Source organism: Colwellia sp. NW0002-52-1, from assembly GCF_057550865.1.
Genome location: NZ_BAAJLU010000004.1, coordinates 123,997 through 141,165, shown reverse-complemented (window position 1 = coordinate 141,165; position 17,169 = coordinate 123,997). Strand labels below are relative to the sequence as shown.

Genomic DNA, 17,169 nt, shown 5'->3' with positions numbered 1-17,169 from the left:
TTAACGGCTAAAATTTCAAGTAGCGATTAACGCGCTACAACAGTTTCTTCATCAAGTTCAGCTTGAAATTCTTGCTTTAATGCGATAATAATTTCATCTTCGGCTAATACTTGTTTTGCATATTCATAGCGCTTTGCATTGATATCTGATTGAATTTGATAAGGATCAGCAACGGTTTTCTCTACAATATTTAATTCAACAGTAACTTTACGTTGCAAGTATTCAGATATATGTACTTCTAATTGTTTATGGGCCGCATCGCTATTTAAATGCCTGATCGATTTATCTAATTGCAGTATCAATAGATCATCAGTAGAACTTTCATCAATTGTTGCATGAATAGCTAATTGCCTTAAACGGGCAATTAACGACATACTGTCGATCATGTGTGCCCACTTATCAACTTGGTTCGCTAATTTAATCGTTGCTGGATTAATAACGTCTTCAGTATAAGGCTGTTCAGGTAAGGTTGCTAAATCAGGAACATTCGGGGTGCTTTCCACTTTGCTTTGAGTGGGTACGTCAGGTATTTCCCCAGATGTATCGGCGGCATCAGCTGTTAGACGCATGCCTGCGCCATTAGACTTTTTTCCGCCCTCCTCCATCGATTTTTTTCGACTTCTGAGCATGTTTCTTGTGTGAATAGCTGCCGTTACGTTAGATGCAAAAGCTTGTTTTTCGTTATTTAACTCTTGTTGGCTAATACTATCAGTCTCTTGTGTATCAGCAGGCAAGTTTTCTAGAGTACCATAAGATGAATCAACATGGCTGGTAAGCTCTTCAACAGAGTTATTTTCAATTAGAGTGTTAGCTTGTTGTTCTATGGCTGACATCTCTTGGTTTAATGCTTCAGCTTTCTGACTAATTAATTCATCATTTTTCTCGATGTTTATGTCTTGATCTTGTTCTTCCTGAACATAATCTGTTTGATTAGCTACTGAGATAACGTCAAGAGTAGAAGTGTTGCTACTGTTATGTTCTTCTACTAAAGGCGAAAGCTTTTCTACCTCTGACTCTGCCTCTGCCTCTGCCTCTGCCTCTGCATCTGCCGCAGGCATGTTATCTTCTTGATTTCTTAATACAGAAGTTTCTTCAACAGAAGCATGCTCAAGTGTGTTAGTTATCTCAGCAGCCGAGAATGAAACAGGGGAAGCTGATGTAGTTGAATGTTGTTCAAAAATCAGATCATCAAGTTGCTTATCTTCAGCTTGCTGTATTTTAGCAGCCTCTACTTTACTTTTTTCAGCAGTGGGTAACTCTTGGTTATTAATCACTGGTTTAAAGGCAAGTAGACGCAATAGCATCATATCAAACGCTGCTTGTTCATCATCAGCATAGGGTAAGTCTTTTCGGGCGGTTAGTACTATTTGATAATAAAGTTGTACATCTTCAGGAGACATTAATTGGCAAAATCGCATCAACATCTGCTGATGTTCTGCCGGTAAGCTAAAGTTAGTCTCTACCACTTGTGTCATTGCAACTTGGTGTAACAACTGAATTAATTCAGCCGATAAACGGCTATAACTGGGGGCATATGATGCAATTGATAGCGATAATTTCATTAACGCTTCTGCATCTTGTTTCAACAACGCGATAAGAATTTTAAATACCCAATCACGATCAACACCGCCCAACATCTGTTGTACGTCGTGCCTAGCAATATTACCGTTACCTTGGGCAATACATTGGTCTGTTAAGCTCAAACAATCTCGCATACTGCCACGTGCCGCTTTAGCAAGCAGAGCAATAGCTTCAAGATCGAAGGTTACACTTTCTTTGGTTAATATTTCCGTTGTTTTATCGCTGATTTGTTTAATTGACAGTGCTTTTAAATGGAACTGTAAACAACGTGAAAGCACAGTAACAGGTAACTTTTGAGGATCGGTCGTCGCTAAAATAAATTTAACATGCTCAGGCGGTTCTTCTAATGTCTTTAATAAGGCATTAAAACTGCTTTTAGAAAGCATGTGAACTTCATCAATTAAGTAGACTTTATAGCGTCCTCTTGTAGGGGCATATTGTACGTTGTCTAGAATTTCACGAGTGTCATCTACTTTTGTACGTGAAGCCGCATCAATCTCAAGTAAATCTACAAATTTACCCTGATCAATATCAACACAAGCATCACAAACACCGCAAGGTGTTGCAGTAATACCTGTATCGCAATTTAAGCTTTTAGCAAAAATTCTGGCGATAGTTGTTTTACCAACACCACGGGTACCAGTAAATAAGTACGCGTGATGAAGCCTTTGCTGAGTCAATGCGTTAACAAGAACAGTTACGATATGTTCTTGTCCCATAAGCTCACTAAAGGATTTTGGACGCCATTTTCTTGCTAAAACCTGATAGCTCATTTTTCGGCCTTAATCACCAGCATATTGTAATAAAGAGAACACAGATAAATCCATGCCTTTAAGTTTTTCTTCACCGCCTAAGTCGGGTAATGAGATAACAAAAGCAGCATCGGTTACTTTAGCACCAAGTCGTCGAATTAACTTTGTTGTCGCTTCGATTGTGCCACCTGTTGCAAGTAAATCATCAATAATTAAAACATTGTCGTTTGCACTTAAGGCATCTTGATGAATTTCTAAAGTGTCTTGGCCATATTCCAATTCGTAATCTTGCTTAAATGTTGCTCTTGGCAGTTTGCCTGGCTTACGTACAGGAATAAATCCAACACCCATTGCAACAGCTAAAGGAGCACCAAAGAGGAAGCCGCGAGCTTCAGTACCAACAATTTTAGTAAATCCGCCACCTTTAAACTTTTCAGCTAAAATATTAATAGTTAATTGAAGCGCTTCAGCATTATCTAAAATCCCAGTAACATCTCTAAAGAGAATACCGGGCTTAGGATAATCAGGAATGGTATGAATTGCAGATTTAAGTATATTGATTTGTGATTCAGTCATGTTCTATAAGTCAAAAGATATTTTAGCTACAGAATAAAGCAATTCTATGAAAAATTATAGTGACTGACTGCGAGAATTTGGTATTAGTAGTTCATTTACTAAATTGATAAAACTTTGCTCTTCTATAGGTTTATCAATAATTGCATCAAACATTTTAATATCACAAAGATAAGGCACAGCGCTTTTGCCTTGTGTAGTCATGAATATCACAGGAATACCTGCTAATATTTCATGCTGCCTTATATATTTGGTTAATTGGATACCATTCATAATTGGCATTAAATGGTCGATTATAACCAAATCAAAATTATTATTTACTAATGCTTCTGAAGCATCTAAACCATGACAAGCCGTACTTACAAAATACCCGTGCGCCGATAACAGCGCAGTAAGGTTATTTAATATGATCGCATTGTCGTCTACAACGAGTATATTCATCCTAAATATTAACGCCTTTGACTAATTTGATAATAACGTAAACCAACCAGCTAACATGGGTAAAAGCGGCGCTGCAAACATAACCAAAACAGCTGTAAATATATGGATAATTGAGGTGCTATCTTTGAAGTTTTCTTCTGACATAAAAATACCATTAGGTTGATTAATCGGCGCGCATTGTAAATCAAAGTGCCTATAAAAGGTAGTCTTATTTAATCTAGTATTTTTCTATTAATAAATTTGAAGGGGATATTTATAACAGAGTATTAGCGATAAAATCGTTAATACTTATAGTGATGAGTTCATTACTCATTATAAATAATTACGCTAATATTTTTAGTAGTAACCCTAGCAAAAGCAAACAACTGTTTAAACAACATGTAAATATAAAGCTAGGTAATAGAAGTTACCGGGCTAAATACTGCCTGCATTTGACTAAAATAAACTTACAATTTCAGAGCTTAAGTGGTCTCTTATTTATATGTAACCTGAACTCTGGATAATGAGTGCTTGAAACTCAAGTGAACCAAAAGCTTAGGTAATAAAGTAAATGCTATAGCCAGGTGAACATCACGAATAGATATCATCAATGCTTCATTTTATGCCATTTTTAAGGCAAAACGTTTATGAATAGCGCGCTATTTATCGACGTTTTAACGCAGAAAATGGCTTAAAAGGGAGCATTGAGCAAGTGCTGCTTATCCAGAGTTCAGGTTATGTATCCTTTTAGGGATGAGCAAATGAGAATAACTGGTGGATAGTTGGTTATTAATAGTCGATATTTATCGTAACGTCTAATTTGTATAAGCAATTATTTTGGGATGGTTAATAAAATAATCAGTTTTCTATTATACATAGCTTTTTTATTGGAACTAAGTAGCAAACTTAGATTGCAACATTTTTACGTTGCGCAGTGTCTTTAATAAAACCTACCCAACCTTTAGCAGACTTACGAGTCTTAGGGTCTTTCATGGCTAAGTTAATTGCTTTATAAGCTTGTTTATATTCTTCTAAATAAAAGTGAGATTCTGCAATACTCATATACAGTCTACCTTTATTTGAAACACCAAGTTCTAAAGCTTTGTTTAACGCTACAATAGCGGCTTTAAACTGCTCATCTTGCTTTAGTAACATACCTTGCTTGCTGTAATGCTTAGAAAGGTTAGTCATTTTAGCTAGTTCGCCGTAATAGCTCGCTGCTTTATCAATATGTTGAGCTGCATGCCAAGCGTTCGCTAATGACGATAAGTTCTTATCATCACGAGTTACTAGGCCTGAATCAATATGCTTCTCTAACAATAAAGCTGCTTTGTATGGTACTGAATTTTGCGAATATAAACTTGCAAGTGTTTTGATTTCAGATTCTTTTTCAAGAAAACCTTGTTTATAAGCAAGATCTAATGTTTCCAGACCTTTCTGATAATCTTCAACTAGCAAATAAAACATGCCAAGTTGAGTCCACCAAGTTTTATCTTCTGGGAAGATTTGAACTACAGTTTCAAGCGTTTTAACAGCTTCCTTAAATTTCTTAGTTTCATAATAAGATGTAACTTTCAAAATGTAAGGGTTTTTGTTTTGCTTGTCACCATAAGCTGCAATGGCATTATCCGCTGGCACAATCATTTTATCTAATTGCTTCAGTGCATAATATGCATTCGCTATTTTAGTCCAAGTATCACCATCTGATTTACCCGTAAAATCCATCCAAGCCTTATAATTGACAAGCGCCTCTTCATAAGATTTGGTTTGCATTTGCAAATCAGCTAATAACTTGATTGATTCACCGTGATCTCCTTCGTTAAGGATATCAGGCTCTACTGCAAGCTTAAGATATTCAATCGCTTTTGCTTCTTCATTACCCATACTTGCGTACATAACGGCAATAAAACGAGCAACATAAGCTTTGTCATATTCTTTGCTAGCATCAATGTCTAAAAGAATAACTAAAGCGCCTGGAATATCATCCGCAGAGTAAGATTCAAATGCTTTAGCAACTTTTTTACCAACACTAGGACCAACTAACTGTGTTTTACGCTTTGGCTTTTCTGCATCTTCAGCACCTGCTGCTGATACTGATGCAGCAATAGGTAATTGAATTAGAACAACTGAAATAATTAACAGTAAAGATGAAAAAATCTTATTCATTATTAATTTCCTCCGTCCATTTTAAAGTCAAGTCGTACAGTTAAACCAGGTTGTCTCATCGCTTTGCCATCAACAACTTTTGGTTTGTACTTCCACTTTCGCAAAGCACGTTTAGCTTCTTTGTCGAAAATACGCTTAGGCTCAGCTTCAATAACATCAACGTCTTCAACACCACCAATTTCGTTGATAGTAAATGAAAGCGTAACCCAACCTTCTTTACCATCACGAGCAGCTTGTATTGGGTACTTAGGCTCAATACGAACTATTGGTGTAGCATCGCCATCGCGGCCAAAACCAGCGCCAGGAGCAGACATACCTGCATTTGCACCAGCTAATTGAACACCAGGCATATTAAACGTTAATCCACTTGTGTCGTTATTAGTCTCAGGCTCAGGAGCTTGAGGCTTAGGTGGCGTTTTAGGCGGCGGCGGTGGCGGCGGCGGAACACGTTGACGGCGTTCTGCAGCTGACTTAGGTGGCGTCGTATTAACTTCTACTATGATATTCTCTAAGGCTTCTTCCTTGGTTCTATCACCGCTAGAAACAAGAAAGGCCATAAAAGAAAACAAAGCAAATGTTACTGCCGCGCCTAGTAGTATAGATACTAAAAAGCGAACCATAAACTACCCCTTAGCTGCAGCGATAGAAATTCTGTCTATGCCCGCTTCTTTAATTGCATCCATTACTTTAACAACAACACCATGTTTAGCGTCTTTGTCAGCTTGAATGATTACAACATCAGTTGGTTGCTCAGCCAATAATTTTTCAATATTGGCCGCTACGCGTTCAACATCTACACGACGTTTGTCTAACCAAATTTCGCCATTATCTTTAACTGCTACAAAGATGTTAGCTGACTTTTGTTTAGATTGATTTGCCGCTTTTGGTTTATTAACTTCGATACCAGCTTCTTTTACAAAAGAAGTAGTAACGATAAAGAAGATTAACATGATGAATACGATGTCAAGCATCGGTGTCATATCAATTACTGCTTCTTCGTCTTCACGAATACGTTTACGTGCCATTCGAATATCTCTCTAGTGATGAGGTAAACTGTCAACCAGTTTAGCCTTTGCTAGTTTAACTTTAGCGTCTAACCTTGAACTGAAAAACACACCTGATAATGCAGCAACCATACCCGCCATTGTCGGAATTGTTGCCATTGATATACCAGACGCCATCAGACGCGGATTACCAGTACCTTGTTGTGCCATTACTTCAAACACACCGATCATGCCGGTTACGGTACCTAGTAAACCAATTAGTGGACACATTGCCACCAAGGTTCTAATTGTGAGCATGCGTTGCTCTAGTAGTTCTGTCGCTTCGGAGATCCAAGTATCTCTAATTCGATGTGCATACCAAGAAGTAGTATCTTCTCTCGCATCCCAACGTCCGACGATATCGTCTTTCATTTTTGGATAAACTTTTGATAAGAACCAATAGCGTTCTATCATCATTATCCACATCAATAAGAGAGCGAAGGCAACAACGTATAATACGTTACCGCCAGTCGCAATAAAACTCCTGACAGATTCCCAAAGCTCTATCAGGAATAACATTATTTAGACTCCTTCTCGGCAATCGCTGCGATTAAGCCAGCGCTTTGCTCGTCTAATTTTTGTAGTACAGATTTACTCTTACCAGCAACAATGCTGTGGATTAAGATTAGTGGTAATGCACAAATCAAACCTAATGCTGTTGTTACAAGTGCAAGAGAGATGTTACCCGCCATAATTTTCGGGTCACCTGTACCAAATAATGTAATCGTTTGGAAGGTCATAATCATACCGATTACCGTACCTAATAGACCCATTAATGGTGCAATTGCAGCGAACATTTTGATTAAGTTAATACCACGGTCAACTTTAGGAGTTTCGCGAAGTATGGCTTCATCAAGTTTAAGTTCAAGTGTTTCTGCATCAACTGATTTGTTTTCAAAGTAAACTTTTAATAAACGACCCAGTGGGTTGTTATCGTTTGGTTGATCAAGGTTTTTCTCTTGCGCTTTAATTTTAGAGCTCATAGAACCAAGAACAATCATACGCTCTAATGCGATAAGAACACCGAAGAACAACAATACTGTGATTGCATAACCTACTTCTTTACCTTCGTGGTAGAATTCCATAAGTGTTTTCTTACGCGTTTCTAGCGTTAAGATAGCACCACGTGAAGGATCCACATATAAAGGAGCGTAACCTGAAGTTTCGCCGAAGAAAGAAGCAGCAGCACCGGCAATGTAACCCGCAGGTTGCTTAGCTAATGGTTGTACTTGACCAACTTCATCGTTGTAGTTTAAGTAACCGTCTTCAGACACTAAGTTGAACGTACCAACACGTGTTACTGACTGAGTAGACTTTGAACCATCTAAGTTAGTTACTTCAGTAGTAAACTTAGAAATTTCACCTGATTGAGTCATTTCAGTTTGAAGTGCAAACCAAAGCTCTTCAAGTTGTTCAAGTTCAGGGATTGCTTTAGAGTTAGCGATTTTATCTAAAGTTGCACCACGACCTGGGTATTCAGCTGAAACAAGTGAAGTTACGATTGAACCATAAGCATTAGCTGCAGCTGCACGACTTACACCGAACATTTCACCTAATGTACCTTGAGCGTTGTCTAGCTCTACAGCTTTCTGCGCTAAGGTAATTTCGTTGTCAGCATATTCTTTAGTTAAACGCTTATTACGAGCTTGTTGGTCTGCTAGATCTTTTTTAGCTTTATTCAATAAAGCTTGTTTGTCAGCACGTGCAGAAGTAAATTCCGCTTCACGCTTTTTATCGATTTTAGCTTCAGAAATACGGTCATTTTTAACTTGCTTTAACAAGTCATCTAACTGATTTGCTGATGCTGAAGCTGCTACAGTCATTGAAGCAGCAAATAATACGAAATTAATAACTTTTTTCATTATTTTGCTCCTGCTGCAAATACTGGTAGTTTAGCTAAATCAAGTGGTAATTGCTTACGAGCCATACGTACGGCATCGGTTACAGGTTTCAAGTACTCGTCACCTAAAGCTTCCCATGAACGTGCTTCATTGTTCCAAACCCAAGCATTTTTCATGTCAAGAGATTGAGCAACAAATGAAATACGACCCATGTGAACAAAATCTGCAGTAATCATACGATCACCTAAGTCAAGCTCACCTTGATACACACCGAAAATAGTGCCGTAACTGGCTTCAATCTCGTAAGCTTCAAGTACTAAACGAAATTGTTCAGATACTGAAACGTCTGAGTCACCCATTACATCACGTAAACCAGCTATACGCTCTTTACGTGCATCAATGTTCATAGGAACATCAAGGTCAACAAACTTGTCTAATGTGTCAATCATTTTGTACATCAATGGCACTACGCCTTGCTTGGTTTTATCGATACCAGCAATTTGATTTTGTAAAGATTGAATATTGGCTTTTTGATCGTCAACCATAAGTTGTACGTGATCGTTATAACCTTTTAACACATCAGCTTCGTCAACTGTATTACGGTACTCAGCTAAAAGCTCTTGAGTTTGACCATAGATATTGTCGATTTTGCTTTGTGATTTACTTGAAGCTTTAAAAATTTGAGCTTCTGCTTTTTGTAGATCTGTTAATGCGTCTGCAGCAGCGAAGTTGCTTGCTGAAAATGCTAATGCGCCGATTATCGTCGATGCGATAAGGCTTTTCTTGCTTAATTTGGACATAGTTCCCAACCAATTGCTATTGAATTTTGATAACAAACTTTATTGTTAACGCAAATTTAATAATCTGCCATTTTAAGTTTTAATTTGTTTAGAATAAAACCATGCAATATTCCCAGACGACAGCCTAACTGTCAACTAAGTACATTCAAAAGTCTGCTTATTTTATTTTTTAATGGATAAAATAAGCCTTTCGTAACGAGAATAGAACAATATATTCATTTAATAAAGAACAAGATTGATTTTATCAATGTTACAGAAGTCCTCTTAATTGTAAAAATATGTGCTACCTATGTTTTACTAACTCTTTCGTAGTAAGTCAAACGATATTAGTGAATTGGTACTTATTACCGCTAATTTCACTCTTAATTGAACAATAATTAAACTTCACTAATATCTGGGCTGTATAAATAAATTACGTTTAAATGAGGTTTCTATTCTAATAACCCTCCAATTTTTCGGCCGTTTCAAGGAGGATTTAACTTTTATTATCTGTAATTTTAAGCTCTAAACCATCCAGTAACAGAGTACCTATTTTTCGCAGCAAATTGTGCCACCGAAGTTACTGAATGCACTTTATCAACATCAAATAATGTTAAAGAATTAAGTGCTGGGGACCAAGATCTCATGGGCGTGCCGTCTTTTTCAAAAAACTGTAGTAAACCTCCCCAATCAGGATGCCAATTTTCAGTAAAACCTAAAACATAAGCAATGCGTCTGGTTTCACCTGGAATATTATCTAGATGGCGAGTTAGAAAATCCCCTCGGCGATACCTTGTTACCTGTCCATCGGCATACTTTAAATCAGAGAAATTAGTAATTTCCCTAAGCATCTTAAGAGTATCTTCAGCGTTAAGCTGTTGTAGTAGCGTATAAACCTCTTCCAACGAAGTCTGATCTATTTTATGTCTGCCATATAAGAAACCTGCGCCGTTTGATGCCATCCGATGAATATCTTGATAAAGTTTCTTTTGAGTTGTCGCGGGTAATGCCCTTATGTCGGCATCACTAACCTCTTGGTTCTGGCCATTTAAATAAAAGGCATTATCAAAATTAATTTTAGTTTCTATTGATACTTTTAATGCATCTAGGCTTTGTTGCTCTAAAAAATTGAAGACTCTAACAATACCATTTTCAGAGAACTCGTTTTTTAACTCGGCTATATTTGCTATCTTGTTTATTTTTATTGTCATTTTGTACCTGTAGCTTTATAAATTTTTTGGGTTCAGACCACTTCTAAGCCAACCAGTAATTGATAATCTTTGTCCTGTTGCAAAAGGTGAAACATAACCGACAAGGTGGTCTACTGGCACTTTAAATATATTAACTTCATTAAACGTAGGCGAGAAGCTTTTTTCAATTTCTGACTTATTGCTTAGTATGTGCAGTGCCCCTCCCCAATCAACAGACCAGTCTTTAGTTAAATTAATAACGAACGCTGCCACTCTATTTTTACCATGAACATCATCATTATGACAATTCAAGAAATGCCCTGCTTTAAACCGAGTGATTTGCGCGTCTAAAAAATTTATTTCAGGTGCATCGAGTATTTCTCTAAAGTAATTTAAAGTAGGCTCACTATTTAAAAATTTAACAATGTCATTAAAAAAGTGCCCTGGCATTAATTTGTCATAGTAAATATCGTAAATGGGAATAGTTTCATAAAAATATTGAAATGCATTTTCCGCTTGTTTGTGCACGAGTTTCGTGAGATTTTTTTTATTTTCCTCATCCCAAGCTTCAACGTCTGCACTATTTGAATCTTGATGAAGCCCTTTATTTTTAAATACTAAATTCCATTGTTTTTGATTGGATATTTTTTCATGAATAAAACAGGCAGTTTCATTTGTTAAAGCATGTTCTAACTTGACATAACCATTATTTAAATAATCCTGTCTAAGTTTTGCTTTATTATCAGTTTTATTAAAAGACAATTTCATCTTTCACCTCAAGGTTTCACTGCTAAACACTTTTATTAGCGTATAATTTTGCTGTATTATCACATGCATATATTAAATAACCACTATGTGTTCGTCACACTTGTGACTTGCACCTACTAAGCATTACTTTTATGACTTTAAATGAATCGTTAAACATAGCTGAATTAGCCCATCAACAAAAAAACTATGAAGTTGCTGAACAAGCATATTTAAAAGCGATTAGTCAGTATGACAGTAATGACGCAACCTATGGTTTAGCTACATTATATGCTCAGACACAACAATATGAACGTGCAATCTCTTTATTTACTAAAGCTTTAGCCAAAGAGCCAAATGCCGTTGACATTACTCTGAACTTTGCCATGTGTTTAAACTCAGCCAATAAAGCTGAAGCAGCGTATGAATTAATTAATAATATTAAAGAGATGCTACCAAACGATAGGCAAATTATAAATTCATTTGCACATTTAGCGCTTAAAATTAATCAGCCTAAATTATCACTAGAGATAGCAACAAAGTATCAAAATAATACTTCAGTAAAGAGTAGCCCACAAACCGATATAATTATTGCACAAGCTAACATGCAAAGTGAAAACTGGGCTGCAGCTATAGCTATATGGTTAAGGCTAAGTCATATGTTATCTAATCAACAGGCTGTAATTCAAAAAAGTTTATCTATTTGTTACGCAAAATTAAGACAGTACGATAATGCGATTAGTGCTTTTAAAAAGTTTCTTGAACATACACCCGTTATTAGCCTTAATTTATTAAAGTTCGCTGATTTATATTTACTTGCCAGAGATGTAAAGCAAGCGCGACTACAATTAAACAAAGCTATAGCGTTAAGTGATAATAGTTTGACTCGGTATGAAATTGAAATACGCATTTGCCGGCTTGAAAATAAAACAGAACTTGCGATAGCTGCCGCAGACAATGCATTAGCATTAAACCCTGAAAGCTATATTGCATGGGGAGCTAAACAAGAAATAGGCGCTCAACATGAAAAAACAGTAGCCTCTCTCTCACATTTGTTAGAGAGCTCAATTGAGAACAATTACCAAAACCAGCAAAATTTATTTATTTTAGCAAAAGCCTATGAAAAGCTTGCTCAATATCCACTTGCTTTTCGTTGTTTTACTAAAGCAAATACTTTACAAGAAGATATTATTAGTAAGAGTAATTTATCTTATGATCATGATGCTGCTAATAACCATCATAAATTTCTTTCTCAAGTAAGCTCTGCTAACAATTCCGAAGATACAACGCAATTCCCCCCTAGCAATATTTTCATTGTTGGAATGCCGAGATCTGGTACAACACTGATGGACCGAATTTTATCTCAGCACCCTAGTATTGAAAGTAGTGGCGAAAATGAAGCATTGGCACTATTCATAGAAAATAAGGTTAATGCTCAGAAAAATAATACAGCTATTAATTGGCAAGAGTTCTTCAGCAAAAACAAACAAGATATTCTCAGTTCATACCGCGCTAAAACAGCATTAAACGCAGATATCATTGTCGATAAAATGCCGCATAACTTTCGTTATGTTGGGGCTATACTTTCTATTTTCGAGCAAGTTAAAGTTATTCAAATGAGAAGAACACCTGAAGATCTTGCTTTATCAATTTTCTCGCAACCTTTTGCTCCGCACCATAACTATGCCGCAAATTTAAAAAACATTGCTCATGCTATATTCCAAGCAAACAAATTAATGGACTTTTGGCGAGATAGCTTTCCAGGACAAGTTATTGATGTAAATTACAATCAGCTAACAAACACCCCTCAAGAAGAAGCGCAGTTAATATTTAAATTTTGTAATCTAGACTGGAACGACGATTATCTAAATTTTCACAAAAAACATGTTAATAGTTTCACTTTCAGTGAATTACAAGTTAGGCAGCCAATTAACACTAATAAACAAAACTTTTCTCGTCATTACCAGCAAGAGTTAGCAATATTTAGTCAATTTTATCATGAGTTACCTCAAGACAAATGCTGATCACGACTGTCAAGCCATTCACGGCGAGCTTGAAAACTCGCTAAAATAGCTTTTTGTTCTGCCTCTGACAAATCTGGGTGCCAAATAGAGAAAATAAGCACCACACGATCTTCATCAGAAGGGTTAATTGCTTCATGGATAAATGAGTCATCGAATATAATAACTTTACCTTTTTGCCATGCGACTTCTTCGCCCGCCACCGTTAAATATCCCCCTTGAGGAACAATAATAGGTAAATGTACCGTTAAACTATGGTTAGATTGCCCAAAGTGGGGCTGAATATGTTGCCCTGCCTTTAATAGCGAAAAAAACACTTCAAATGGCTGTTCATCAATCTTATATAAAGGAATCTTATTTAAAACACTGGCGGTTTTAGGCATTAAAGACAACAAATTATCATTGGCTTTACCATCTTTGAATATATTTAATGCAGTCCAGTTCTTTGAACCCGCTAACGACTCAAAGCCTTTTGCCTTGTAGCTGCCATCCAAATAAGGCACACCGTTACGCTCAATTAAACTCAACAACTCAGAGAACTCGCTAGTAAGTTCATCGAAGCTTCGTTCTAATAATTTGCACCAGTCAACATTATGACTACTATGAATAGGCTTAGCTGCTAACTCTGGGATATAAAATAGATGTGGGTGTTGATTAGCCGTTAAGTAGTTTATTGCACTATTATGTGTTTGTGGCCATATAGCATTAACTATTCTTTCGCTGTTATCAAAACCCTCTAAACTTTTGGCGTGAAGTGTTGTGAAATGATTTCTCAGTGCAATATTAGCTGAATGCGATCTAAGCCTTGTTTCATACGACACATTCTGATTTTGGTGTAACACAGTTAATCTTGCATCGATATTTTCGCCGAGTGAGTAAAGCGATAATGATCGTTCCATTTCCCCATTTTGCTGGAAAAAGTAACCACCATATAAATATGCTTTCATATTTTGCTTATTACTGTTTATACATTGCAAATAAGCCCTTGCCGCATTCTCTTTAAGACCTATTTGCTCTTCAATAACGGCTAAACGATAAAGTTGTTCGGTGTCTTGAGCATTATTAACAATATACGCTCTAAGCAGCTCTAAACCCTGTTGATTTTTCTGACAACTAAACGCTCGATCTACTTGTTTTAATAAGCTTACTTCAGTACTCATAGCTTATATCCTTTAATTTTCCAACCAATAACACTTTGATTATCGCTTAGTGTAATTAATTTAAATGTCGCCTTTGCCCCCTCATTTTTGAGTGAATTGCACAGCGCTTCTATTTCTACTTGAGTTAAAGATGATGAAATTAATTGTTCTAGCCTAGAGTTTTCAGCGACAATTCTGTTTGTCATATTTTGCAGTGTATTAAGTAAGACTTCAGCATTTTGGTTTTTATTTTGGTTTTTAAGTACTATAAGCTTGTCAATGGCAGAAAATATTTGGCCTGTGATTGCGTTGCTTTTAATTAACTCAGGGTTATTTAGCAGCTTTTCACCTGTTTTATTTAATTCTTCTAAGCTTAAATTATTTGATAAAAACAATTCAAAATCATGTAGTAAATTGCTTTCAAAAATTAAGTTAAATTCTTTAACTTTTAATTTTGCAGGGCCTACAACTTCGCTATCTGCATGATGCATAACAAATAAGAATCGCCCCGTTTGCTTCAATACTCTTACTAGCTCTGGTACTGATAAACTCAGGTTTGAATACTCTAAACCAAATTGGCTAGTCACTGCATCAAACATATTTTGCTCAAATGGCAGTTTTTCAATGTCTACATCCGCAACAAATTGAATGTTATCTAGCAAGATGTTGTCATCAACATATTTTGTTGGGTCTATACTAGCTTGGTCTACTGCTGTTACTTTAAGGTGTTTATTAAAACTAATTAAGCGCCTTGCAACACTGCCGTTACCCGTTGCTAAATCTAGTAACTCAATATTTGGTTTTAGCTCTAATGCAAACTTTTGCCAAATATCAATAAGAATAGTGCTGTCAGTTTCATTACATGGTGTAATGCAACTTTCTTGATGATTGTTCTGCCAATATAATGACCATGCTTCTGTATCCTGCATACTAGCGCTCTCCCGGTGTTATATCACATGGTGCAGTCAATCTCACTATGTCGTTAGGCCCATTGAATGGAATCGTTCCATGCCAAACATATGAAGGGAATAAAGCGACTAAGCCATTTTTTGGAGTCACCGTTCTAGCTATTTTTTCTCTTTCTTTTAGATTCATCGAGCTTTCCCCAAATTTTATCGCACCAGCATTATCATTTGATTGAGGGAAGTTCGAAAATTCAGGCACACTTACATAGAATGATGAACTTATCCAGCCTTTAGGGTGTACATGGTTTACATGATAGCCATTAGGATTTAGCTTTACAGACCAAGAACCAGCAAAATTAATTTGCTTGGTTTTCCTTGATAAAAGTGGGTGACTGTCATCATCAGGCAATGAAGATATATATTCTAAAGCAATTTCTTCAAATGCATTTTTTAAATCAACAATTGGTTTAATCGGCTGATAAAAAAGTCTGCCCGGAGTCTGCGTGCCAAATTTTAAGGTTTGCTTTAATGGCGCATGCTGCGTTTGATGCATTGACAATAACGCTGGCGCTAATTCATCTAGAAACATAGCTCTTGAGCTGTAACCTTTAGGAACGGGAATTTCATAGGTCTGTATATGCTTTTGATAATCAATTAGCCATTCGTATCTATGGTCGCTAGTGAGTCTCCAACATATACTTTTATAAGCGATAAGCAACTGGTTATTAGGCTCTATTTTTTCAGCATGGCTTATATGATGAAGAGCTTTACTGTAATCAATATCAATAATTAATAGCTCAATTAAATCTAGAGCATTAGAGAGCTTATAGTTCTTATTCAAAGAGGACTCTATTAGCGATATTGCGAGTTTGAGATCTCCTTTTGAGGCAACTAACTTCCCCTTTAAATGAAGAAGTTCTGGTGTTGTATCTAGCTTTAGCGCTTCATCTATTACCTTAGTTGCTTGTGCTTTATTTCCTGAAGAAAACAAACTTTCTGCATATGAATAGCGTAGTGACAAATTATTAGGTAAATAATTAATTGCTTGGTTAAAGCTTTTTCCAAATTCACTTTTTTTATCGGTTTGCCAATAAAATTCATTTAATGTTTCATGAATTTCACAGTTGTCAGGTGCTTTTCGCAAAGCTGTCCAATAAGCCTGTTCTGCTTCAGGGTAATTACCTAGATCAAACTGAGTGTTAGCTTCATTAAAGTCGATTTCAGCAATATTAGGTGCAATCGTTTTAGCTTGTTTGAAGCAGCGAATAGCCTCAGCGAATTCACCAGACATTCGATAAGCTATACCTAAATTATGTAAAGCATTTACATAGCGAGGGTTTATTTTTAACGCTTGTTTATAGTAACTAATAGCAGCAGGAAAATTTTGCTCGGCTTTACAGATATTACCTAATGATGTGTATGCTGAAGCATCACTTTTTGATAGTTTTATAACTTGTAGAAAACTGTTTTTTGCTTCTTTATATCTTTGATTATTTAAATACAATAAACCAAGATTCTTAATTGCATCAATATATTGAGGCTGGAGTTTAATTGCTTTGTTGTAATGAACTTCGGCCAAAGCCCAGCTCAATTTTTGTTTATAAGTATTCGCAATATTGTTATGAACTTGCGGCTGGTTATCATTAATCGCTAATGATTTAGTGAAATAGTTTATTGCTTTTTCAAAGTTACCCTCAGCTTTATGAGCCATAGCCGCCAAATGCATTAGATCGGCATTATCGGTAACAGAAGTTAATAATACTTCTACCTCTTGAAGTACGAGCCTGGTTTGACCTTTTTGAAATAAAGTAAAAAGATGTTGAAGTTTAGTGGTTACATCTGAACAGCTAACATTTTGCATATTTTTTAGGATCTATTTTTATAAATGTAATTTAGCAGCGTTTTATCTATATTATTACCATACACCATCTAACGTTAGATTAAAAAAAAAGTGACCAACAAATGTTGGTCACTTTCTAATTTATTAACACTTAATTAAAACTAAAATTAGTTTT

The 17,169-nt window shown here is 36.2% G+C and carries 16 protein-coding genes; 1 reads left to right on the top strand and 15 read right to left on the bottom strand.

From position 1 onward, the window contains the following. Positions 1-26: 26 nt before the first annotated feature. The 12 genes from dnaX to AC27H3_RS06170 form a co-directional block, all read right to left on the bottom strand. Positions 27-2,354: a DNA polymerase III subunit gamma/tau gene (gene dnaX, locus AC27H3_RS06225; RefSeq protein WP_487104605.1), complete on the bottom strand. Its 2,328-nt coding sequence runs from the start codon at positions 2,352-2,354 to the stop codon at positions 27-29. Between the two features lie 9 nt (positions 2,355-2,363). Next, positions 2,364-2,909, bottom strand: coding sequence for an adenine phosphoribosyltransferase (gene apt / locus AC27H3_RS06220; RefSeq protein ID WP_487104604.1), 546 nt, complete (start codon positions 2,907-2,909; stop codon positions 2,364-2,366). Between the two features lie 54 nt (positions 2,910-2,963). Continuing rightward, on the bottom strand, positions 2,964-3,347 hold the full coding sequence (locus tag AC27H3_RS06215) for a response regulator (protein ID WP_487104603.1): 384 nt from the start codon (positions 3,345-3,347) through the stop codon (positions 2,964-2,966). 21 nt (positions 3,348-3,368) lie between these two features. Continuing rightward, entirely contained in the window at positions 3,369-3,491 is a 123-nt protein-coding gene (locus AC27H3_RS06210) for a hypothetical protein (RefSeq protein WP_487104602.1), read from the bottom strand. Positions 3,492-4,232: 741 nt separating this feature from the next. Further along, positions 4,233-5,492, bottom strand: coding sequence for a tetratricopeptide repeat protein (locus AC27H3_RS06205; protein ID WP_487104600.1), 1,260 nt, complete (start codon positions 5,490-5,492; stop codon positions 4,233-4,235). Positions 5,493-5,494: 2 nt separating this feature from the next. After that, the gene (locus AC27H3_RS06200) at positions 5,495-6,112 is read right to left on the bottom strand and encodes an energy transducer TonB (RefSeq protein WP_085302108.1); all 618 of its coding nucleotides are present in this window, start codon (positions 6,110-6,112) and stop codon (positions 5,495-5,497) included. 3 nt (positions 6,113-6,115) lie between these two features. Next, entirely contained in the window at positions 6,116-6,517 is a 402-nt protein-coding gene (locus AC27H3_RS06195; protein ID WP_085302106.1) for an ExbD/TolR family protein, read from the bottom strand. 12 nt (positions 6,518-6,529) lie between these two features. After that, positions 6,530-7,054 (bottom strand): MotA/TolQ/ExbB proton channel family protein, encoded by a 525-nt coding sequence (locus AC27H3_RS06190; protein WP_077285344.1) that lies wholly within the window; start codon positions 7,052-7,054, stop codon positions 6,530-6,532. Continuing rightward, positions 7,054-8,397, bottom strand: coding sequence for a MotA/TolQ/ExbB proton channel family protein (locus tag AC27H3_RS06185; protein WP_487104597.1), 1,344 nt, complete (start codon positions 8,395-8,397; stop codon positions 7,054-7,056). Before AC27H3_RS06185 ends, AC27H3_RS06190 begins: the two co-directional genes overlap by 1 nt. After that, on the bottom strand, positions 8,397-9,176 hold the full coding sequence (locus AC27H3_RS06180) for a DUF3450 domain-containing protein (RefSeq protein WP_487104595.1): 780 nt from the start codon (positions 9,174-9,176) through the stop codon (positions 8,397-8,399). Before AC27H3_RS06180 ends, AC27H3_RS06185 begins: the two co-directional genes overlap by 1 nt. A gap of 497 nt (positions 9,177-9,673) precedes the next feature. Further along, positions 9,674-10,366, bottom strand: coding sequence for a 2OG-Fe(II) oxygenase family protein (locus AC27H3_RS06175; RefSeq protein ID WP_487104593.1), 693 nt, complete (start codon positions 10,364-10,366; stop codon positions 9,674-9,676). Between the two features lie 15 nt (positions 10,367-10,381). After that, positions 10,382-11,107, bottom strand: a complete 726-nt coding sequence (locus AC27H3_RS06170) for a 2OG-Fe(II) oxygenase (protein ID WP_487104591.1) — start codon at positions 11,105-11,107, stop codon at positions 10,382-10,384. 137 nt (positions 11,108-11,244) lie between these two features. Here AC27H3_RS06170 and AC27H3_RS06165 point away from each other — a divergent pair, with 137 nt between their 5' ends. Then, positions 11,245-13,113 carry a tetratricopeptide repeat-containing sulfotransferase family protein gene (locus tag AC27H3_RS06165; protein ID WP_487104589.1) on the top strand — a complete coding sequence of 623 codons (1,869 nt, stop codon included), beginning with the start codon at positions 11,245-11,247 and terminating at the stop codon, positions 13,111-13,113. Here AC27H3_RS06165 and AC27H3_RS06160 read toward each other — a convergent pair. From AC27H3_RS06160 to AC27H3_RS06150, 3 genes are read right to left on the bottom strand one after another with little or no spacing between them, the layout of a single operon-like run. Continuing rightward, positions 13,098-14,270 (bottom strand): aspartyl/asparaginyl beta-hydroxylase domain-containing protein, encoded by a 1,173-nt coding sequence (locus AC27H3_RS06160; protein ID WP_487104588.1) that lies wholly within the window; start codon positions 14,268-14,270, stop codon positions 13,098-13,100. The two genes, AC27H3_RS06165 and AC27H3_RS06160, sit on opposite strands and share 16 nt — an antisense overlap. Further along, positions 14,267-15,178: a class I SAM-dependent methyltransferase gene (locus tag AC27H3_RS06155; RefSeq protein WP_487104586.1), complete on the bottom strand. Its 912-nt coding sequence runs from the start codon at positions 15,176-15,178 to the stop codon at positions 14,267-14,269. The genes AC27H3_RS06160 and AC27H3_RS06155 overlap by 4 nt, the downstream gene beginning before the upstream one ends. A gap of 1 nt (position 15,179) precedes the next feature. Next, positions 15,180-17,015 (bottom strand): tetratricopeptide repeat protein, encoded by a 1,836-nt coding sequence (locus AC27H3_RS06150; RefSeq protein ID WP_487104584.1) that lies wholly within the window; start codon positions 17,013-17,015, stop codon positions 15,180-15,182. Between the last annotated feature and the right edge of the window lie 154 nt (positions 17,016-17,169).